Origin of the sequence: Streptomyces sp. 147326, assembly GCF_045000215.1 — a bacterium.
GTDB lineage: Bacteria > Actinomycetota > Actinomycetes > Streptomycetales > Streptomycetaceae > Streptomyces.
In genome coordinates this window covers 1,889,912-1,910,265 of the sequence record NZ_CP134201.1, presented here as the reverse complement: position 1 = coordinate 1,910,265, position 20,354 = coordinate 1,889,912, and the positions used below count along the sequence as shown (strand labels likewise).

Below are 20,354 nucleotides of genomic sequence, written 5' to 3'. Positions count from 1 at the left end.
GCTCAGTAGTCCTGCACCACGGAGGTACGGGCCTCGGCGACGGCCCGGCGGCGCTGCGTCAGGGTGAGCGTGACGGGAACGGTCGGCCGCCCCGCGCCGTCCCGCCCCAGCGGCCCGGCCACCGCCACGCAGCGCAGCGGCAGATCCCGCTCCGCCGGTCCGCGGAAGTGCACCTGGCAGGCGCCCAGCGTGCTGCGCGCGGGGTTGAGTCCGTGCGCGCGGCCCGAGGCGAGCAGCGAGGTCTGGCGCAGTGCCTCCATCAGGTGCAGACCGGAGTACTGGCCGTCCTCGCCGGTGAACACGGGGCTGACCCGGGTGGAGAGCAGCCAGGTGCTGAGCCGGCCGCGCGAGACGTCGGTCGGCTCGCTGATCACGATGTTCTCGGGGGCGTAGCGGCCCGCCTCGGCGGAGTCGACCGGGCGCAGCGGGCCGTCCGGGGCGTCGTCGAGCTCGGGCGCGGCCTGCAGGGCCCGCCGGGAGTGCTCCACGTGCTTGCGGTACAGCTTCGGCATGAGGAAGACCAGGCCCGCGGCTCCCGTCGCGCACGGGCGGCCGTCGATGGTGACCTGGAGGTGGAAGTCGAGCCCGCGCGGCACCTCGGCCACCACGTTCGCCGGGCGGGCCGTGATGTGGGTCGCCAGGGGGACGGGGCCGGCGGCGCCCGCGTCCGTGCGCCAGGCGGAGAGGTCGGTGAAGTCGAGGGTGAAGCGGTAGAAGAGGCCGGGCCGGTCGTCCGGCACGCCGAAGTAGCGGTGCCCGACGAACTCGCCGATCTCGCGCACCGTCTCGGTGGCGATCTGCAGGTCGTGGAAGTACCCCGAGCCGTCGTTGAAGAGCGGGTGGGTGACGGGAGTCGCGCCGACGAGGGTGAAGTGCTCCTCCCCCAGGCTGGGAGCGTCCAGGGCGTAGTACGCCCGCGTGGGCGGACGGTGGATCAGGTGCTGGGTGCCCGCGGTCGCGTGTCCATGGATGGTGGGGGGCGAGGTCGTGCCGTTGTCGACTGTCATGTCCCTCTCCTTCTCTGCAGCCATGGTGGAGCGGTGGCGGAGCGGGCAGCCACCTGGCGCCGGTGTCAGCAACGTGCATGGCAGGAACTCGTCCGGCCCGGCCGGCCCCCTCCGGGCCCCCGGGCTTTAGTGACGTCCATGCGGCGGGACGCACGGTGTGTACCGAGGCCCCGCCCCCGGGACGTCCCCCACCCTTCGGGCGGGGCCTTCGAACCACTGCTCTCCCCGATCCCGGAAGGGAGCCTCCGATGGCCACCACAGGGTCCGCGCGCACCCCCCGCGCCGTACCGGACCATGCGCAGCCGGCGGGAGCACCGACGGGACCGGGAGCACCGGCCCCGCCGGGACCGCCGCGCCGGGCGCCGGGCGCTCTGACCGCCCGGCTCCGCTTCGGCTACGCCTCGGGATCGCTCGTCACCGGTACCTTCACCACCCTCCCCGGCCTGCTCCTGCTCCCGTACCTCACGGACACCCTGGGCGTGGGCGCCGCGCTGGCCGGCGCGATCGTCTTCGTCCCCAAGGCGTGGGACGCACTGCTCAACCCGCTGGTCGGGCGGGCCAGCGACCGCACCCGCACCCGCTGGGGCGCCCGCCGCCCGTACGTCCTGGGCGGTGGCCTCGCGATGGCCCTGGCCTTCGCGCTGACCTTCGCGGGCCCGCTGCCGGGCACCGCCGGCGCCTGGTTCACCGCGGCCGGGTACCTGCTCACCGCCACCGCGTTCGCCTTCTTCCAAGTGCCGTACGTCGCCATGCCCGCCGAGCTCGCCGACCGCGACGAGGACCGGATGCGGCTGGTCGGCGGGCGGGTCGCCGTCATCGGGGTGGCGGCCCTCGTCACCGGCGCCGCCGCTCCCGCCCTCGTCGACGCCGGAGGCGGCGGCCTCGCCGGGCACCGCTGGGTCGGCGTGTTCGGCGCGGCGGTCATCGCCCTGGGCGCGCTCTGGGTCTTCGCCGGCACCTCCGGCGCCGGCCGCAGCAGCCGGGTCCTGGAGAGCGAGCCCGGGTCGTGTCGTCGAAGTCCCGCCGGCCCCGCCCTGCGGGCGGGCGACGCTGCTTCGACGGCATTCCCCAGCCTGCGCCGCCAGTTCGCGGCCGCCCGCGGCAACCCCTCCTTCATGGCACTGCTGCGCTGCGTGGTCGTCCAGTCCGTCGCGACCGGGGTCCTCCTCGCCGGCGCGCCGTACTTCGCCGACCACGTGCTGCACGACTCCGCCGGGGTCGGCCCCATGGTGGCCGCGTTCGTCGCCCCCAACCTGCTGACGCTCCCGCTCTGGTTGCGGCTGCGCGGCCGCCGCGGCCACGCCTTCGCCTCCGCGCTCTTCGCCGCCGGCTGCCTGCTCTTCCTCGCGGCGCCCGTGCTGCCCCCGGCGGCGGTGCTCGCCACCATGGCGCTCGCGGGCACCGGCCACGCGGGCCAGCTGCTCTTCCTGTACGCGATGCTGCCGGAGTGCATCGCCGATGACACGGCCCGCACCGAGCGCCGCCAGGCGGGCGTCCTGTCCGGCCTGTTCACCACCGGCGAGGGACTCGGCGTCGCCCTCGGCCCCTTCCTCTACGGCCTCGTGCTCCAGCTCTCCGGCTACGTCTCCTCCGGCACCGGCCGCGCCGCCGAGCAGAGCGCGACCGCCGAACTGGGCATGCTGGCCGGCTTCGCCCTCCTCCCGGCCCTGGCCACCGCGGGCGCCGTCGTCCTGCTGCGCGGCTACGGACGTACGGGCCGCCGCCCCTACTGACCCCTCATCCGTCGCCGTTCGGGTGACACGGGTATGCGGGACCCCGTAGGCGCAGGATGATGGGACGATCATGGCTCGCGGGCATCGGGGGATGGCGTGACGTACACACAGGGGTGGGAAGCGGCCCAGGTCGGTTTCGGTCCGGGGGTGCGGGCCCTGATCGAGGAAGAGCTCCTCCCGGACCGGAGCGTCATCGTCCGGACCGGCACGTACGTCGTCGACCCGCCCTTCTTCGGCAACGGCGACATCGGGCGGGTCGCCGTCTGCGGAGCCGTCAACGAACTGGCCGTCACCGGCGCCGAACCCCGGCACATCGCCCTCGGCATCGTGCTGGAGGCCGGGCTCGCGATGGAGCTGGTGCACAGGCTGACCGCCTCGGTGCGCTCCGCCGCCGCCGAGGCCGGCGTCACGATCGCGGCGGTCGACACCCAGGTCGTCCGCGCGGGCGAGGCCGACCGCGTCTTCGTCACCGCCACCGCCTTCGGGGTGCCGGTCCCCGGCGCACCGGCCCTGGACCTCGACTCGGTCCGGCCGGGCGACCGCATCCTGGTGACCGGGCCGCTGGGCAGCCACGCCGCCCACCTGGTCTCGCTGCGCGACGGCCTCGGGTACGAGCACCACGTGCCCAGCGACTGCGCCCCGCTCGGCGGCCTGCTGCGGGCGGTGGGCGCCGACATCCACCACGCCCGCACGGTGGTCGCGGGAGGCCTGGCGGAGGTGCTGCGCCAGTGTGCCGCGGGCCGCGGCCTCACCCTGTGCGTCGAGGAGGCCTCCCTGCCCGTACGGTACGAGGCCCGGGTGGCCCTCGGGGCGCGCGGCCTGGCCCCCCTGGACGCGGCCTGCGCGGGCTGTCTCTGTCTGTTCGTCCCGCCGGAGCACACCGCCCGGGTCCTGGCGGCGCTGCGCGCCCACCCCTACGGCCGTCAGGCCGCCGTCGTCGGAGAGGTCACGGCCGACCCGATGGGCGACGTGGAGTTCCTGGCCCCCTACGGCCGCCGACACGCGCGCACCGTCCCGGCCGGCTCCCTCCCCGAACGCCTCCTCTGACCGGTCCGGTGCGGAGGGGCCGCGGCAGGCCTCGGCAGGGCGTGAAACCGGCCAAATCCGGTTTCTGGACGGTTGGTTGATCAACCGGTGGGGTGTCCCGACGGCGCATATGCTCGGCCCGTACGGACGTACGTCCGTACCTCCGAATGCCTTGCGAACCGTAAGGGGACCGCGCCGTGAGCGTCCGCATCCAACCCTCCTCCCAGGTCGACGAGAGCGCCGAGCTCGGTGAGGGGACCACGATCTGGGATCTGGCGCAGATACGGGAGGAGGCCCGGCTCGGGCGCGGGTGCATCGTGGGGCGCGGGGCGTACGTCGGGCCCGGCGTACGGATCGGGGACCACGTGAAGCTCCAGAACTACGCGCTCGTGTACGAGCCGGCCGAGCTCGGCGACGGGGTGTTCATCGGTCCGGCGGCCGTCCTCACCAACGACTTCTACCCCCGTGCGGTCGAACCCGACGGCCGGCTCAAGCGCGACGGCGACTGGGAGCCCGCCGGGGTCGTGGTCGCCGAGGGGGCCTCGCTGGGAGCCCGTTCGGTGTGCGTGGCCGGGGTGCGGGTCGGACGCTGGGCGCTGGTCGCGGCCGGCGCGGTCGTGTCGAAGGACGTACCGGACTTCGCGCTCGTGGCGGGTGTGCCGGCGCGGCGGATCGGCTGGGTGGGCCGGGCCGGGGTCCGTCTGGTGGAGCGCGCGGGCGAGCCCGGCGTATGGGAGTGCCCGCGCACCGGCGCGCTGCACGACGAGAAGGACGGCACGCTTCTCGAGCGCACCTGACGGAACGTCGGTAAACTACGTCATCGGCATTTCCTCAAAACCGCAATCAACGAACATCCGTGGGCATACCTTGTCCCTGTATACGGGATCTGAGCACGCAACAGGCCGTGCTCAGTGGGGGGTTGTAAACACGACGAGGGCATCGCGGGCAGTGCGGGCAACGGCGCGGACACACGCGCCTGCCGGCACTGCCGATCACGCATGCTCCAGTCCGAGGCATCGCTGGGGGGTCCAGACGCAGCCTTCGGACGGCTCGTGCCACCGGTGGGACGACACCGGCGGCGCGGGCGCCGTCGTCACGCGCAATCCCCCTCCGAGGAGCGATCAGAGGGGGTAGGTGTCTTGGTGCCGTACGGCTCGGACATACGGAGTGCGCGGAGCACCCGGGGAGTCGGGGTGGGGACCCGATGACCAGCACACGATTAGGAGCACTGGCCGGCGAGGACCTGCCGCTGCACGCCCTCGCCGAGCGGCTGCTCGCGCTGGCCGAGGCGGGACTTCCCGCGATGTACCTGCCGGACGCCGAGACCTTCGTGTTCACCAGGGCGGGGACCGTCCCGCCCGACGGCACCCGCCGCCTGGAGCAGCGGGGGACCAGTACCCGGTACGCGGCCATCACCGCGCTGGGCGCCCGCTTCCTGCCCGAGGACCGCCAGCGCGCCCTGTTCGGCGGACGCTCCGCCGAGGAGTTCGCGGGCCTGCTCGTGGAGCGGCTGCCGGGGGTGGTGAACCTCGGCGACGCGGCACTCATCGCCTGGGCCGCCGCCGAGACCGGCCACCCGAAGCTGTCCGACGCCCTCGACCGGGTGGCGGCGCTGGACGTGCCCGGGCGGCCGCAGTACACCGTCGAGGCGGCCTGGGTGCTCTCCGCCCTCACCGCCGCGCGCGGCACGGTGGACGTGGAGGACCGCCTCGCGGCCGCCCGCACCCGCCTGCTGGCGGCCAGGACGGACGACGGCCCGCTCTTCCCGCACGCCACCGGGCCGGGGCTGGTACCCGGATACCGCTCCCACGTGGCCTGCTTCGCCGACCAGACCTATCCGCTCCAGGCACTGGCCCGGCTGCACGCGAGCGGCGACGACCCGGAGGCCCTCGCGGCCGCCGACGCCTGCGCCGCCCGCATCTGCGCCCTGCAGGGCGACGGCGGCCAGTGGTGGTGGCACTACGACGCCCGCCGCGGCGGCGTGATCGAGGGCTACCCGGTCTACAGCGTGCACCAGCACGCCATGGCCCCCACCGCCCTGCTCGACCTGGCCGACGCGGGCGGCACCGACTACGGCGCGGCCGTCCGCAAGGGCCTGCGCTGGATGACCGACGTGCCCGAACTCGCCGGACCCACCGGGACCCCGCGGGAGCCGATGATCCGCGAGGACCTCGGCGTCACCTGGCGCAAGGTCTACCGCGGCGACCCGAAGAAGGCCGTCCGCGCCGCCCGCGGACTCACCACCCGGGTGGCGCCCGGCGCCCGGCTCGCCCCGCTGGACCGGATCTTCCGGCCCCTCGCGGTGGACCGGGAATGCCGCCCGTACGAGTTCGGCTGGATGCTCTTCGCCTGGCTCGGAGGGCTGCCGAGATGACCCGACGGCCCACCCTCTTCGGGATCGCGCTCGATCCCCTGACCATGGACGAGACCGTGCAGCGCTGCCTCGACGCGGTGCGGCGCGGTGAACAGATCGAGATCGGCATGGTCAACGCCGCCAAGCTGGTCAACATGCGGCGCGACCCCCGTCTCGCCGAGGCGGTCGCCGGCTGCGACCTCGTCCTGGCCGACGGCCAGGCGGTGGTCTGGGCCGGCCGCGTCCTGGGCGTCCGGCTGCCCGAACGGGTCGCGGGCATCGACCTGTTCATGCGGCTGCTCGCGGCGGCCGAGGTGGCGGACATCCCCGTCTACCTGCTCGGCGCCGAACAGTCCGTCCTGGAACTGATGCTCCGGCAGATCTCCGAACGCTTCCCCGGACTGCGGGTGGCCGGCAGCCGCAACGGCTACTTCGCCGACTCCGACCAGGAGCCGATCGCCGACGGCGTCGCGGACAGCGGCGCCCGGATGCTGTTCCTCGGGATGACCTCGCCCAAGAAGGAGATCTTCACCGCGGGCTACGGCAAGCGCACCGGCGCCCACGTCGTCCACGGCGTCGGCGGCTCCTTCGACATCCTCGCCGGCATCACCAAGAGGGCCCCGCTGGTCTGGCAGCGGATGGGACTCGAATGGTTCTACCGCACCCTCCAGGAGCCGCGCCGTCTCGGCAAGCGCTACCTCACCACCAACGCCGCCTTCCTGGCCATGACGGTCCGGGAGCTCATCCACCGCACACCGTCTGCCGGTTCCGCGAACAGGAGTCACTGATGCGCGTCGTCGTCGTGGGACAGGGATACGTCGGACTGCCGCTGGCCATCCGGGCCGCCGAGGTCGGACACCAGGTGATCGGGTACGACGTGGACGCGCGGCGGGTCAAGAGCCTCGCCGCCGGCGAATCGTACGTGGAGGACGTCTCCTCCGACCGGCTGAACCGGGCGCTCGCCAACGGCTCCTACCGCCCGAGCGAACTGGCCCGGGACTGCGGCGGCTTCGACGTCGCCGTCGTCACCGTGCCGACCCCCTTACAGGACGGAGCCCCCGACCTGCGCTACATCGAGGAGTCGGCGCACACCCTGGCCCGCTTCCTGCGCCCGGGCGCCACCGTCGTCCTGGAGTCCACCACCTACCCGGGCACCACCGAGGAGCTCTTCGCGCCGATCCTGGAGGACGGCTCCGGACTCACCGCGGGAGAGGACTTCCACCTCGGCTACAGCCCCGAGCGCATCGACCCCGGCAACACCGTCTGGGGCTTCCAGCAGACCCCCAAGGTGGTCTCCGGAGTCGACGCCCGCTCCCTCAAGGCCGTCGAGGCCTTCTACGGGGAGCTCGTCGACACCACGGTCCCGGTCCGCTCGCCCAAGGAGGCCGAGCTGGCGAAACTGCTGGAGAACACCTTCCGGCACGTGAACATCGCGCTGGTCAACGAGATCGCGATGTTCGCCCGCCACCTCGACATCGACGTCTGGCAGGCAATCGAAGCGGCCTCCAGCAAGCCCTTCGGCTTCATGAAGTTCACCCCCGGCCCGGGCGTCGGCGGCCACTGCCTGCCGATCGACCCCTCGTACCTGAACTGGCGGGTGCAGCGCGAACTCGGCCAGAACTTCCGCTTCGTCGAACTCGCCAACGACATCAACAACCACATGCCCGAGTACGTGACCCGCCGCGTGATCGACGCGCTCAACGCCAAGCGCCGCTCGGTCAACGGCTCCAAGGTCCTGCTGCTGGGCCTCGCGTACAAGAAGAACACCGGCGACGCGCGGGAGTCGCCCGCCGTCCGCATCGCCGAACTGCTCCTCGACATGGGGGCCAAGGTCCGCGCCGTCGACCCCCACGTCGTGGAGAGCATCAAGGTCGACGCCCGGCTCGTCCGGGTCGAGCCGACCCGCAAGGAAGTGGCGGCCGCCGACGTGGTCGTCCTGCTCACCGACCACGACTCCTTCGACTACCAGATGATCGCGGAGCACGCGTCCTTCGTCCTCGACACCCGCAACCGCATGACCGGACCGAAGGTGGAGGTGCTCTGACCCCATGACCAGGATCGTCTGCGTGGCCGGGGCCCGGCCCAACTACATGAAGATCAAACCGGTGATGGACGCACTGGAGCGCCGCGGCGCCGAGGTGATCCTCGTCCACACCGGACAGCACTACGACGAGTCCATGAACGACGTGTTCTTCCGCGACCTCGGCATCCGCCCGCCCGACCGGTACCTGGGCGCCGGATCCGGCACCCACGCCCAGCAGACCGGGCGGGTGATGGCCGCCTTCGAGCCGCTGCTCGACGAACTGGCCCCGGACGCGGTGGTGGTGGTCGGCGACATCAACTCCACCCTCGCCTGCGCCCTGGTCACCGCGAAGGCCGGCCCGCTGCTGGCCCACGTGGAGTCCGGTTTGCGCAGCCGGGACTGGAGCATGCCGGAGGAGGTCAACCGGGTCGCCACCGACCGGCTCAGCGACTTCCTGCTGGCCCCCTCGCCCGACGCGGCCGCGAACCTGCGGGCGGAGGGCTACCGGGAGGACCAGATCCACGTCGTGGGCAACGTCATGATCGACACCCTCCTCGCCAATCTGGACCGGGCCAGGAAGTCGGACGTACTGGACCGGTACGGACTCACCCGCGGCGGATACGGCCTGGTCACCCTGCACCGGCCGGCCAACGTCGACGACCCCGCCGCCCTGCGCGGCCTGCTCAAGGCGCTGGGCGAGATCGCCGACCGCTGCCCGCTGCTGCTGCCCGTGCACCCGCGGGCCGCCGAACGGCTCGCCGAACTGGGCGTGCCCGGCGGGATCAGGCTCGTACCGGCCGCCGGATACCTCGACTTCATCGCCCTGCAGGACTCCGCGCGCCTGGTGCTCACCGACTCCGGGGGCGTCCAGGAGGAGACCACCGCCCTGGGCGTGCCCTGCGTGACCCTCCGGGAGAACACCGAGCGCCCCATCACCGTCGAGGAGGGCACCAACGTCCTCGCGGGCACGGACCCGGACCGCATCACGGCCACCGTGAACCGGGTGCTCGACCATCCGCCCGCGCCGCGCTGCCCCGGACTATGGGACGGCCGGGCGAGCGAGCGCATCGCCGCGGTCCTGCTCGACGGCCCGCCCGCGCACACCCGGCCGCGCCCGACCGACCTCGTCCCGCGCGGGGCGGCCACCGATCAACAGCACGTGCTGTAAACGCAATTCGAAGGGGAAGACCATGGATCTCGCGGAGATCTGGCGGGTCATGCGCAGACGCTGGTACGTGCTGCTGCCCGGACTGCTGATCACGGCGGCGCTCACCGCCGCCGTGTACCTGCTGGTCCCGGTGGAGTACCGGTCGCAGAGCACGGTGACGCTGCTGAACTCGGAGAAGGCCACGGTGGCCTTCGACGGCAACCCCTTCCTGAGCACCCAGGCCTCGCTCACCGGGATGGCCGACGGTCTGGCCCGCAACCTCAACTCCGACGGCGCCAAGGCCGACCTCAAGTCCCTGGGCGTCACCGGCGTGCACGAGGCGAAGATCGCCGACAACGCGCTCGGCCCCTACATGTGGCTGAGCGTCGTCGGGACCGACCCGGCCGCCGTGCTGAAGTCGGACGAGATCCTCACCACCTACGCGGAGAAGCGGCTGCAGGAGTTCCAGAGCCAGCAGTCGGTGGCACCCGACGCCATGATCCGGATGTCGACGATCGTGCCTCCGCAGAAGCCGGAGGCACAGACCAAGGCCAGGCTCCAGTTGCTGGTCATGGCGGGCGCGCTGGGCTTCGTACTCAGCCTGGTGGCCACCTTCTTCGTGGAGGCCCGCAAGCGGCAGCGGTCGTCACCCCGCAAGCACCGGCCCGCGCCCGGCGAGGGCGGCGCGGCCGGCGGACCGGCCGCGGACGACGCCGGTGACCCGACGGCCACCCTGCGCATGACCGTCGCCCACCCGGCCGGCTCCGGCGCCGCCGGCTCCCGTCCGGCCGGATCGCCGTGACCGCCGCCGGAACGGACACCGGGACCGCCCCGGCGGCGGCGCCGTCGCTCGGGCGGAAGGTCGGCTCAGCCGCGCGGTGGAGCCTGATCAACACCGTGGTCATGCGCCTCGGCAACTTCGCGACCGGGATCATCCTGGCCCGCTACTTCCTCGGGCCCGAAGCCTGGGGCGTGTACGGGATCGCGCAGACGGTGCTGCTGGTCCTGCTCTCCGCGAACGAACTCGGCGTCTCGCTCGCGATCATCCGCTGGGAGGGCGACCCGCGCCGCTTCGCCCCGACCGTCCTCACCCTGAGCGCCCTGTCCAGCTGCCTCCTGTACGCGGTGCTGTTCGCGACGGCCCCCGCCGTGGCCGGCGTCCTCGGCTCACCCGAGGCCTCCGGCGTCCTGCGGGTCATGTGCCTGGTGGTGGTCCTCGACGGCCTGTCCCAGGTGCCCGCGGGCTTCCTCACCCGCGCGTTCGCGCAGGGCCGGCGGATGGCCGTCGACGCGGTCAACTTCGTGCTCAGCACCACGGTGACCCTGCTGCTGGCCGTCCAGGGCTGGGGCGCGATGAGCTTCGCCTGGGGCGCCGTCGTCGGCAGCGCCGGCGCGCTCATCGGCTGCTGCCTCGCGGCCCCCGGCACCCTGCGGTTCGGCTGGGACCGGAAACAGGCCCGGGCCCTGCTCCGCTTCGGGCTGCCGCTCGCCGGGGCCAGCCTGCTCGCCCTCGGCGTCGCCAACGTGCCGCCCATGGTGGTGGGTTCGACCCTGGACCAGCTGGCCCTCGGCTTCTACGTGCTCGCGTTCAACATCTCCGGCTGGCCCGTACGGATCGTCTCCGAGGCGGCCCGCCGGGTCTCCTTCGCCGGATTCTCCCGGCTGGCCGAGTCCCCGAAGGCACTGGCCGACGGATTCGGCCGCGCCCTCGCCGTCCTGGTGACCGTCACCGTCCCGCTCTGCGTGCTGCTGGCCGGCCTCGCCGCACCGATCGTGGAGCTCGTCTACGGCGAACGCTGGGGGCCCGCCGCCCGCGCACTGCCCTGGCTCATGGCGCTCGGCCTGATCCGGATCGGCTGCGAACTCGCCTACGACTGCCTGGTGGCCATCGGCCGGCGCCGCTCACTGATCGCCGTCCAGGGAATCTGGCTCCTCCTCCTGATCCCGGTCCTCGTGGCCGGTGCGCGCACCGGCGGGATCGCGGGGGTGGCACAGGGCCAGGTCCTGGTCGCCGCGGTCGTCGTGGTGCCCGTGTACCTGGTCGCCCTGCACCGCGGCGGCATCCGGTTCGCCGTCGTCGCCCGGGCCTGCGCCTGGCCCTTGCTCGGCGGGGCGGTGATGGCCGCGGTGGTCCTCGGCCTGGAGCGGTACCTCGGCGACGGGGTGCTCGCGCTCCTCGCGACCGCGACCGCCGCCACGCTCGTCTACGGGCTGTGCGTCCTGCCCAGCCGCTCGTTGCTCCGGGGGTAGCGCCGTGACACAGCACCGAAGGCGGCTGGGGGCGTGGCTGCTCGCCGGCGTCGTGCTGGCCGTCGTACTGACCCTCTACCAGGCGGACCGCACCGGCGTGGGCGAGCACGCGTCCGCGCCCTCCGCGACACCGACCGCGGCCCCCTCCGGTACGGACGCGCCCGCGCCCACCGCCACCCCGAGCCCCTCGGCCACACCCTCCCCGACGCCCTCACCGGGCACGGCCGAACCCCCGCCCTCGCCCTCAGCCTCCGCGTGCGCCTCGCCCGGCGCCTGCGGATTCCCCGACGCGAGCAGCACCGGCCCGCGGATCGCCCTGGAGCGGCACGACACGGGGAACATGTCGGTCAAGAAGGACGGCACGGTCATCAAGGGCTGGGACATCCACGGCTCGCTCGACATCTACGCCAACGACGTCACCGTCATCGACAGCAGGATCACCTCCACCAACTGGTGGGGGATCAACCTGCGCCCCGGCTTCAGCGGACTGAAGGTCCTGCACACCACCATCACCGCCGTGCCGGGCAAGGGCCCCGACAACGGCGGGGTGAACTACGCCGTCTCCAACATGGGCGGCAGCTCCATCGAGGTCGGCTGGTGCGACATCTCGGTCTTCGGCAACGCCCTGTCCATGGGCCAGGGGGACCTGCACGACAACTACGTGCACGACCTCGTCGCGTTCCGCAACCAGGGCGGCGAATGGCAGCACACCGACGCCGTCATCAGCGGGGGCGGCAACAAGGGCCGGCTCACCCTGCGCCACAACACCCTGCTCAACTCCACCCCGGTGGACCGGGGAGCCACCGCGGCCGTCGGCCTGTTCGCCGACACCGGGGTCGTCTCCTCCGTCGTCGTCGACGGCAACTGGCTGGCCGGGGGAGCGTACGCGCTCTACGGCGGCGGACCGGGCGCCACCGGCATCCAGGTCACCGACAACGTGTTCTCCACCCAGTACCACCCGGGCGCCGGAGCCTACGGCCCGGTCGCCGCCTGGAACGCGGGCGGCGCCGGGAACGTGTGGAAGGGCAACCGCATGTCCGACGGCCGGCCCGTCACCCCCGAACCCAACAGCTGACGACGGAGAGTTCATGATGCGCCGGATCGCACGGGCCCCCTGGGAACTGCTCAAGCGGGCCTTCGGCTGGCTGGTGCTCTTCGAGGCCCGCAACAAGCTCCTGCTCTTCCCCTCCGCCGTGCGGCTGCGGCGCTTCGAGGACACCGAGGCCGCCCGCCTCGCCGCCCTCCTGGGCCGGCCCCCGGCCGCGCTCGTCGCCACCGTCATCCCCACCCACCGGCGGCCCGCGGGACTGGGCGCGGCGGTCCGCTCGGCGCTGGCGCAGACCGTCACCGACCAGGTGGTCATCGTCGTCGACGACGGCGCCGGACTGCCCGAACTGCCCGCAGACCCGCGGCTGTTCGCGGTCTCCCTGGCCCGCAACACCGCCACCGCCGGCATCGTCCGCAACGTGGGCATCCGGCTCACCCGCTCCCGGTACGTGGCCTTCCTGGACGACGACAACCTCTGGGAGCCCGACCACCTCGAGCAGGCCCTGGCGGTACTGGAGCCCTCCGGCGGCCCCGACGCCGTCTACACCGCGCTGCGCAGGGTGCTGCCCGACGGCACCGAACGGGACGTCCTGTCGGTGCCCTTCGATCGCCGCCGCGCCGCCCACGAGGCCTTCCTGGACACCAACGCCTTCGTGGCGCGGCGCAACCGGTCCCTGTACTTCAGCCGGCTGCGCCGCACCCCAGAGGTGCTGCCCCGCGAGGACTGGGAGCTCGTCCGGCGCTACGCCCGCCGCCACGAGGTCCGCCACCTGCCCCGCCCCACCGTCCGCTACCTGGTCAACCCGGACAGCTTCTGGACCCGTTGGGACGACGAAGCGGCCGGCTAGTCCGTCTCCTCCTACGCGATGCCGTGCCGCCCGGCGATCCGGTTCCGCCGGGCCGGATCCGGAACCCGCTTTCCCGATCGCACACACGTGCGTGACCTGCGTTAGTCTCTCGGGGCGCGGAAGCGGAACGCAAAGGTATACGGGGGAGCAGTGTCCTATTCGGAGCGCTGGCAGGAGCTGTTTGGACCGACCGACGGCGGGCCCGCGATGAGGCTCGCCTCGGCGGCCCCTGACCCCGGGACCGGCGGGGGTGGGACCGGAGGCCTCAATCACAGCAACGGCCCCTGGACCAGCGCCTCCGGCACCGCCGGCGACCTGCGCACCAGCACGGAGACGAGCCGGTCGGCGCTCGGCCCCGGCCACGAGGGCGTCGAGGCGGGAGCCGCCGGTCTCAGCTCCGTCGCGGCCCTCAAGAGCGTGCTGACGTCCTGGGAGGAACGCCTTCAGGCGGTGCGGGACGAGTGCGAGCAGCTCAAGGGGACCCTACTGACGGTCGCCAAGGAGATGGGCGAGACGGAGACCGCGATCGAGACGTCCTTCAAGGGCGTCGACGGCGGCGGCAAGGCGGATGAGAAGCGATGACCGGAACCCTCACCTGGCAGTTGCTGCGCGACCTCAAGACCTCCGAGTTCACGGAGGCGGGCGACAAGTGGCACGAGGTCTCGGACCGCTCGGACTCCGACCGCGTACGGGTCGACCGTGCGATGTCCGCGAAGCTCCGCGAGACCCAGGAGAGCGAGTCGGCGGAGGCGGCCCTCGGCAGGCTCCAGCGCCTCAGCCGCAACTTCCAGTACCTGCACACCGAGTGCGGGCTCGTCCGTACAGCGCTCAACGGGCTCGCCGGCGATCTCGCCGAGCCCCAGAACCAGTTGAAGCAGGCCCTCGCGGACGCCGCCGCCCTGAACTTCACCGTCCACGAGGACGGTTCCGTCAGCTACCCGGCCACCGAGGTCCAGGACCTGACCGGGGCGAAGAAGGAGGCCCCGGGCAGTAAGGTCCAGGGCAGCTCCCGCCTCCCGCTGGAACCGCCCGGCCTCGGCTCGCAGGGGCAGTCGCCGCTGTACCCCGGCTACTCGGGCTTCAAGCCGCTGAACCCGAACGCGGCGAAAGCGCAGGACGTGGCCGACCGTGTCGCCCGGGCCGTACGGTCCGCGCAGGAGATAGACGCCCGGTACGCGAAGACCCTCAGCGGTCTGAAGGCGGAGAAGGGCCTCGACGTCACCGAGGCCACGCTGAAGGACGTCTTCCGGGACACCTCCGACGTCCGCTCCACCGCCGGCATGTACCTCGGCGAAGGCGTCCCGGAGGACAAGAGCCCCGCCGAGCGCAAGAAGTGGTGGGACGGCCTGACCGACGAACAGCGCCAGGAGTACCTGGAGATCGCACCGGACCTGATCGGCGGCCTGGACGGCATCCCGGCGGTCTCCCGCGACGAGGCGAACCGCAACTACCTGCCGGTCCTCATCGACGACCTGACGCGCCGAGGCGGCGACGACGCGGAGACCAAGCTCGACGCCCTCCACATGATCCAGGACAAACTGAACGAGCCGAGCCGCCCGCCCATGTTCCTCCTGGGCATCGGGGACGAGGGCAACGGACGCGCGATCGTCTCGTACGGCAACCCCGACACCTCCAAGAACGTCTCGGCGTACGTCCCCGGTCTCATGACGAAGCTCGACGGCGAGTTCGTCGATGACACGATGAAGCGGGCCCAGGACACGGCCCTCGGTGCCCAGCGCCTGGACCCGTCCAGTGCCTCGATCATCTGGCTGGGCTACGACGCCCCGCAGCACGTGGACGTGATGACGAGGGGCGACGCGCAGCGGGGCGCCCCGGCGTACAACCAGTTCATGGCAGGACTCTCGGCAACGAACGAGAACACGGACCCGCACGTGACGGCGATCGGGCATTCCTACGGCTCGCTCACCGTGGGCACGGCCGCCAAGGAGTCCGGCGGGATCCCGGGCGTCGACGATGTGATCCTGCTTGGCAGCCCCGGCGTGGACGCGCAGAAGGCGACGGAGCTCGGCGTGGGCAAGGAACACGTGTTCGTCGGCGCCGCCGACAACGACCCGGTCACCCACCTGCCCACGAAGGGCGAGGCGGCGCTCGGCTGGGTGCTGGGAGGCCCGGTGGTGGGGGTTGCGGTCGGACGTGACCTCTTCGACATCGGCAACGACGACGTGTACTTCGGCAAGGACCCGGCGAGCAAGGCCTTCGGGGCACAGCGCTTCCTGGTCGACGACGGGCCCAGGATGATCCGCGACGTCGGACTGTTCGACGCCCACTCGCAGTACTTCACTCCGGAGAAGGACCAGACGTCGGCGAACAACATCGCCAGGATCGTCGCCGGACACCCTGAGAAAATCGTGAGGGAAGAATATCGATGAGGCGCATCACACGGACCATTCGCCTGACCTGTGCGCTGGCCGTGGCCGGCGCGCTGCTCGCCGGGTGCGGGCTGCTGGGCGGCACCAAGGACGGACGAGGGGCAGTGGCAGGCATGGACATGCAGGGAGCGGCGGAGCGCGCCGACGCGATGTTCTACGAGACGGTCGGGGCGATCAAGCCGGAGATCGAATGGGTCCATTACACGACGACGACCGGCAGCTGCGACGTGACGCGCTACTGGAACGTCATGACGGTCGTCTCCCCTCAGCGCCGCGGCAATTTCCTCGGTGTGGTGGAGAATTCCTGGAAGGCGCGCGGCTACCGGATCAAGACGGTGAATCCGGACAAGGACATGCCTGAGATCATCGCCACGTCCCCGGACGGCTTCGGAATCAGCGTCCTCTTCGGCCACGAGGGGCAGGCCTTCTTCGAAGTCACCAGCCCCTGCGTGGACGAGTCGAAGGTGGCAGCGCCCACGAAGGTGGCGAACGGCCGCACGTACGAAGGCGACATCCCCACCCCCAACGTCCGCTCCGACTTCTGGTCCGCCGAAACCCCGGCGCCGGGCCCCACCCCCTCGTCCTGACCGCAGGTGGGACGAGGGCCCCATGGCCACACATGTGATCACAGGGGCCTCGAGCGTCTCGGCGAGGTGTGCGTCGGCCGGCTGTCGGCGCTGGTGGCTGAAGGCAACGAGGACGGCACCGCCCTGCTCGCCTCACTGAAGCGGGACCCGGGTGCGGTAGCGATGACGAAGGTCGGCTTGATTCCCATGCCATAGGGTCAGGCAGTGACCAACTCCCTGCCCACTTCCGAATGCGTGTTTGCCGAGGAGTTGCTGCTCGAGGGATATGGCGGCCCGAGCGCGCTCTATGTGCGCGACCAAGCGCGCGGCGTCGTCAGGGCGGTGCACGCCGGAGCGGCGATCGCCCCCGATGACACCAACAAGCTGGTCGACCTGCTCGGCGACCCGCAGGCATTCATCAACGAGCCGACCGAGCCCGCCCATCTGCGCGGGGCAAACCGCCACGACATCACCGCCAGGCCGGGCCGCGCCCGCCTGGGCATCGCCCTGGGCGTGGCCGACCTCGTGGTCCTCGCCCGTCTCGTCACCGCCGACCACACGTGGTCCTGGAGCCTGACCCGAGCCGAACCGGTCACCTGATCCGCGTACGTCGCCTCCTCGTCGTCCACGAACTCCTCGCACTCGACGTGACGCTCGGACGGACGGCGGCGGCAAGGGCCCGGCGGTCGGTCTGCACTCCGTCCACGGCCGCCACCGCGTCGCCGCCGTGTTCACGGCCGTTGCGTGTGCTCTGCCCGCGACGGGCGTCGACCTCCTCCACCGCCGAGTGGCCGGCGACCCCGGCGCACTCGTCTTCGCCGACGGCAGTCCGCTCGCCGTCGTGGCCATCGACCTGGCCCCCGAAGGGGACCGGATCACCGGCGTCCTCTCGGTCACCAACCCCCACAAGCTCGCCGCAATCCGTCCGCCCCGCCCCTGAGGCACCGAGGAGCCGGCCGGACGCCCGGCGACGCGGACGGGGACGACCGTCACGGCCCGGGGGTGGCGCGCAGTGCGGACGGGCTGGCCAGGGCGCGGGCGGCCGCCAGGCTGGCGGGGCGGCCGAGGACGGCCCGGGAGGTCTCCCGCAGCAGGACCGCCGCCCGGAAGGCGGCCGTCGCCGCCGCCCCGTGCCGGCGCCCGTAGAGCCTCACCCGGTTGAGCGTCAGCAGGGTCCACAGGCGCGGCGAGACCTGAGAGTCCCCGCCGAGATGGGTGGCCGCGGCCGCCGGCTCCAGCCGGGTGACGAAACCGCGGTCCCGGGCCCGCAGGCAGTACTCGGTCTCCTCCGAGTACAGGAAGAAGGACTCGTCCCAGGTCCCGCAGGCGTCCAGGCACTCCGGGGACAGGGCCATCAGCGCGCCGGTGGCCCAGTCGGCGACCGTCGCCCGCTCGTACGCGGCCGGGTCGGTGACCAGTTCGCTCCAGCGCGGGAACCGCCCGGCCCGGCGGTTGCCGATCACCGCCTCGCCGAGCGCCCGGGTCACGCGCGACTCGCGGCGCAGGGAGTGCAGGAGCGTTCGGCCGTCCTCCTCGTACAGCAGCGGGACGCTGATCCCGACCCGGCCGCCGCCGGGCGCCGCGGCGCCGAGCGCGTCCAGGAGCAGCGCGGCGCAGCCCCGCCGCATCCGGACGTCCGGATTGCACACCAGGGCCGCCCGGAAGCCGCCCTCCCACTCGGCGGCGGCGCCGAGAGCGGCGTTCACCCCGGCCGCGTACCCGGCGTTGCGGCCGGTCTGGACGACCGTCGCCTCCGGGGCCAGGGAGCGGATCAGGTCCACGGTGTCGTCGGCCGAGTCGTTGTCGGCGACGACCAGGCGCCAGTCGAGCCCGGCCATCCCCTCCGGCAGCGCGGCGAGGAACGCGGGGAGCACCGCAGCGCTGTTCCAGGTGACGACGAGGACGGCTACCGGGCCGGAGCCGGAGCCGGAGCCGGGGAGGGGCTGGGGGGAGGCTGGTCGGCGGGAAGACATGGGAACTCCACGGATCGGGGCTTCGGCGCCGCGCGCCGGATGAAGCCGAGGTAGCTGCCTCCGGCGGCGATCGTCAGGAAGAACATCCCGGCGAACATCGGGAAGCTGAGTGCGTCGAAGGTGGCGCTGACGACCAGGGCGACGACGGCGGAGGCGAAGAACGCCTGCCCGAGCTCCCGGTCGGACTCGCCGACGGCCAGCCGGCGGATCGCCCCGCCCTGGTGGATGCCGGTGAGGAAGAGGAACAGGAGCGCGAACAGCCCCAGGAACCCCATCTCGGCGAGGGTCAGCATGTACTGGTTGTCGGTGAAGAAGTACAGCTCGGGAATGAAGGTGCCCAGCCCCCGCCCGGCGAACGGGCGCTCCTCCAGGTAGGGGACGATCGCGCTGTACTTGACCGTACGGGCCTGGGTACTGCTGTCGGAGTTCGTCAGGAAGGACGCGAACAGCGCGGTGATGGTGCCGATCAGCCCCGGGATGATCACCTTGAAGCAGGCCACCGCGCCCAGCAGCACACCGATCGCGCTCCACCTGCGCTGCGGCTTCCAGCGCGGCACCATCACCAGGATCACGAGCAGTGCCCCGATGATCGAGGTGCGCGACACGGTCAGCGGCAGCGCCCCGCCCATCAGCACCACCGGCCCCCAGCGGCGCCACGCCCGCAGGTGCTTGCGTACCGGATCGAAGGCCTGCTGCACGGCGAAGGGCAGCAGCAGCGCCAGCATCCCGCCGAACTCCAGCGGCTGCGCCGTGGTGGACCGGGGCCGGGTGAACGCCCCGCGGTCCAGGGTCGCGATCTGCGGGACGCTCGACTGCAGCCCGGGGATGCTGATGCTGTCGGCGATGTTCGTCGCGGTGAAGAAGTCGTAGAACCCGACGGCGGCCACGATCGTCCCCATCACCACGGCCCGTCGCAGCAGTACGTCCAGGCGCGAGCGGTCCTGGATGCCGGCGGAGACCAGCACCACCAGCGACACCCACACCAGCAGGGCGATCAGACCGCGGTCCGCGCCGAGCAGCTCCTTGCGCACGCTCCCGCGGCCCGCGTTCGCGATGTAGGAGGCCAGCACCGACACGGCCAGCAGCCACATGGCGACCCGGGGCAGCCGGGTCCCGGGAGCCGGCCGGATCCGGCCGGTGAGCCAGGTCGCGAGGTACCAGAACAGGGCCAGCAGGGCGAACACGTTGGCCGGGGTGCCCACCCCGCCCAAGCCCGGCAGCGTCAGGTTCGACGGGATGAAGAAGGCCAGTGCCATATACGCGGTGAGCAGCGCGGTGGCGTCCACGTGGCGGCCCCGGGACCTGCGCCGGGAGTCGCGCCCCCGCGCGGTGGCCTCGGCGGAGCTCTCGCGCCTGCGGCGGCGCGCCGCCAGCAGGGCGTCCGCCACGAAGGAGAGGGTGAACCCGCTGCTGACGCCGAGGATGAGGACCCCCAGCACCTGCTGGTAGCGGCTCTTGAGCTGCGGTACCGGGGTCTGCGGCAGCACCACCGGCGTGCTCTGCACGAAGTAGGCGGGCTGCACCTTGGCCGCCGCCTGGAGCGCGTTGAGCTGCTCACCGGCGAAGGCCGTCAGCGTGTTCGTCTCCTCGAGCACCTTCCCCCGGTCGGTGCCCGTGACCGTCAGCGTCAGCAGCGGACCCGAGGTGTTCGCGGCGAATCCGACGGTGTACGGATCGGTCACGCCCAGGCTGTGCAGGTCGCGGGCGGCGTCGGCCCCGGACAGCGTCCTGATCAGCACGTCCGCCGTCACGACCAGGGTGCCGCCCGCGTTGGATATGGGATTGCCGAAGGCGGGCGGCAGCTGGGAGGCCGCGTTGGAGTCGAGCAGCGCCACCGAGCTCTGCGACTGGTACGCCACCGGCACCGACCGGTACAGGTGCAGCGCCGCCAGCAGGCTGAGCAGGATCGCCGGCACGATCACGTACCAGCGCCGGCGCAGCACCGCGCCCATTTCACGAATGCTCACGAACACCCCTGCCGGGTAGCGGAT

19 protein-coding genes are annotated in these 20,354 nt (G+C 72.5%); 16 read left to right on the top strand and 3 right to left on the bottom strand.

Translation table 11 applies throughout. From position 1 onward, the window contains the following. Positions 1–2 precede the first annotated feature (2 nt). On the bottom strand, positions 3–1,007 hold the full coding sequence (locus RIU97_RS08695; protein ID WP_404954857.1) for an AfsA-related hotdog domain-containing protein: 1,005 nt from the start codon (positions 1,005–1,007) through the stop codon (positions 3–5). A gap of 248 nt (positions 1,008–1,255) precedes the next feature. Between RIU97_RS08695 and RIU97_RS08690 the strand changes: the two genes are divergently transcribed. The 16 genes from RIU97_RS08690 (at position 1,256) to RIU97_RS08615 (ending at position 17,330) form a co-directional block, all read left to right on the top strand. Next, entirely contained in the window at positions 1,256–2,740 is a 1,485-nt protein-coding gene (locus RIU97_RS08690; RefSeq protein WP_404954855.1) for an MFS transporter, read from the top strand. 96 nt (positions 2,741–2,836) lie between these two features. Then, positions 2,837–3,787 (top strand): AIR synthase-related protein, encoded by a 951-nt coding sequence (locus RIU97_RS08685; protein ID WP_404954853.1) that lies wholly within the window; start codon positions 2,837–2,839, stop codon positions 3,785–3,787. 176 nt (positions 3,788–3,963) lie between these two features. Beyond that, a complete protein-coding gene (locus RIU97_RS08680; RefSeq protein WP_319722627.1) occupies positions 3,964–4,563 on the top strand; it encodes an acyltransferase in 600 nt (199 codons plus the stop codon). Between the two features lie 407 nt (positions 4,564–4,970). Continuing rightward, a complete protein-coding gene (locus tag RIU97_RS08675; RefSeq protein ID WP_404954851.1) occupies positions 4,971–6,140 on the top strand; it encodes a hypothetical protein in 1,170 nt (389 codons plus the stop codon). Beyond that, positions 6,137–6,907: a WecB/TagA/CpsF family glycosyltransferase gene (locus RIU97_RS08670; RefSeq protein ID WP_401612519.1), complete on the top strand. Its 771-nt coding sequence runs from the start codon at positions 6,137–6,139 to the stop codon at positions 6,905–6,907. The genes RIU97_RS08675 and RIU97_RS08670 overlap by 4 nt, the downstream gene beginning before the upstream one ends. Then, positions 6,907–8,163 carry a nucleotide sugar dehydrogenase gene (locus RIU97_RS08665; RefSeq protein ID WP_404954848.1) on the top strand — a complete coding sequence of 419 codons (1,257 nt, stop codon included), beginning with the start codon at positions 6,907–6,909 and terminating at the stop codon, positions 8,161–8,163. The genes RIU97_RS08670 and RIU97_RS08665 overlap by 1 nt, the downstream gene beginning before the upstream one ends. 4 nt (positions 8,164–8,167) lie before the next feature. Next, positions 8,168–9,310: a non-hydrolyzing UDP-N-acetylglucosamine 2-epimerase gene (wecB, locus tag RIU97_RS08660; protein ID WP_404954846.1), complete on the top strand. Its 1,143-nt coding sequence runs from the start codon at positions 8,168–8,170 to the stop codon at positions 9,308–9,310. Between the two features lie 22 nt (positions 9,311–9,332). Beyond that, on the top strand, positions 9,333–10,091 hold the full coding sequence (locus RIU97_RS08655) for a chain length determinant protein (RefSeq protein ID WP_404954844.1): 759 nt from the start codon (positions 9,333–9,335) through the stop codon (positions 10,089–10,091). After that, positions 10,088–11,539, top strand: a complete 1,452-nt coding sequence (locus RIU97_RS08650; protein WP_404954842.1) for an oligosaccharide flippase family protein — start codon at positions 10,088–10,090, stop codon at positions 11,537–11,539. The genes RIU97_RS08655 and RIU97_RS08650 overlap by 4 nt, the downstream gene beginning before the upstream one ends. Positions 11,540–11,543: 4 nt before the next feature. After that, positions 11,544–12,614 (top strand): hypothetical protein, encoded by a 1,071-nt coding sequence (locus RIU97_RS08645; RefSeq protein WP_404954840.1) that lies wholly within the window; start codon positions 11,544–11,546, stop codon positions 12,612–12,614. Positions 12,615–12,627: 13 nt separating this feature from the next. Then, positions 12,628–13,434, top strand: a complete 807-nt coding sequence (locus RIU97_RS08640; protein WP_404954838.1) for a glycosyltransferase family 2 protein — start codon at positions 12,628–12,630, stop codon at positions 13,432–13,434. A 150-nt stretch (positions 13,435–13,584) separates the two neighbouring features. Continuing rightward, positions 13,585–14,016: a hypothetical protein gene (locus RIU97_RS08635; RefSeq protein ID WP_404954835.1), complete on the top strand. Its 432-nt coding sequence runs from the start codon at positions 13,585–13,587 to the stop codon at positions 14,014–14,016. Further along, positions 14,013–15,824, top strand: coding sequence for an alpha/beta hydrolase (locus RIU97_RS08630; protein ID WP_404954833.1), 1,812 nt, complete (start codon positions 14,013–14,015; stop codon positions 15,822–15,824). Before RIU97_RS08635 ends, RIU97_RS08630 begins: the two co-directional genes overlap by 4 nt. Next, positions 15,821–16,411: a hypothetical protein gene (locus tag RIU97_RS08625; protein WP_404954832.1), complete on the top strand. Its 591-nt coding sequence runs from the start codon at positions 15,821–15,823 to the stop codon at positions 16,409–16,411. Before RIU97_RS08630 ends, RIU97_RS08625 begins: the two co-directional genes overlap by 4 nt. Before the next feature lie 204 nt (positions 16,412–16,615). Continuing rightward, entirely contained in the window at positions 16,616–16,990 is a 375-nt protein-coding gene (locus RIU97_RS08620) for a hypothetical protein (protein ID WP_404954830.1), read from the top strand. Between the two features lie 127 nt (positions 16,991–17,117). Then, entirely contained in the window at positions 17,118–17,330 is a 213-nt protein-coding gene (locus RIU97_RS08615) for a hypothetical protein (protein WP_404954828.1), read from the top strand. 49 nt (positions 17,331–17,379) lie between these two features. Here the strand turns inward: RIU97_RS08615 and RIU97_RS08610 are convergent, their stop codons facing one another. Further along, positions 17,380–18,363 (bottom strand): glycosyltransferase, encoded by a 984-nt coding sequence (locus tag RIU97_RS08610; RefSeq protein ID WP_404954826.1) that lies wholly within the window; start codon positions 18,361–18,363, stop codon positions 17,380–17,382. Then, positions 18,297–20,330 carry an O-antigen ligase family protein gene (locus RIU97_RS08605; protein WP_404954824.1) on the bottom strand — a complete coding sequence of 678 codons (2,034 nt, stop codon included), beginning with the start codon at positions 20,328–20,330 and terminating at the stop codon, positions 18,297–18,299. The genes RIU97_RS08610 and RIU97_RS08605 overlap by 67 nt, the downstream gene beginning before the upstream one ends. Positions 20,331–20,354: the final 24 nt, after the last annotated feature.